Here is a 464-nt window from a genome sequence, read left to right as displayed (position 1 = left end):
GGTTGCGGGCGGCGCGGTTGGGCGTGTAGCCCATCTCCTCGATCACCTGACGCACGCGTTCGAGGGTGCCGGGTCGCAGCAGGTCGGGGTTGTTGACGGCGTTGGACACCGTCTGGCGCGAGACCCCGGCGCGCTCGGCGACGTCTGCGAGCGTCGGCGGCGAGACAGGGATAAACCCGGTGGCTCGAGGCTCGGTGCGCGACATCAACGACTCCTTGATCGTTCCAATCCATCTGCAGCATAACGGGGGCAGGGCCTGTCGGTGCCGTCGCCTACGGTTCAGCGCATGAGCAAATCCGCCAAGGCCCGGCCCGCCCATCGCTGCACGGAGTGCGGCTGGGAGACCTCGAAGTGGGTCGGTCGCTGTGGCGAGTGCCAGGCGTGGGGATCGGTCGCTGAGAGTGCCGCGCCGACGATGCGCACGTCCGCGTCACCGGTGACGACCCCGGCCGTCCCGATCGGAC

The 464-nt window shown here is 69.4% G+C and carries 1 protein-coding gene and 1 pseudogene; one reads left to right on the top strand and one right to left on the bottom strand.

Annotated elements, in window-relative coordinates; all coding sequences use genetic code 11:
* Nucleotides 1-205, bottom strand: a 205-nt coding sequence (locus ACU8YE_RS24945) for a LacI family DNA-binding transcriptional regulator (protein ID WP_446930225.1), incomplete at its 3' end; no start/stop codon positions are given.
* A gap of 81 nt (nt 206-286) precedes the next feature.
* Here ACU8YE_RS24945 and ACU8YE_RS24940 point away from each other — a divergent pair.
* Nucleotides 287-464, top strand: a pseudogene (locus ACU8YE_RS24940) (hypothetical protein); the annotation flags it as partial.

It is taken from the genome of Ralstonia sp. VS2407 (genome assembly GCF_052950655.1).
The sequence above is the reverse complement of the archived record's forward strand: the minus strand, read 5'-3'. Positions and strand labels throughout refer to the sequence as shown.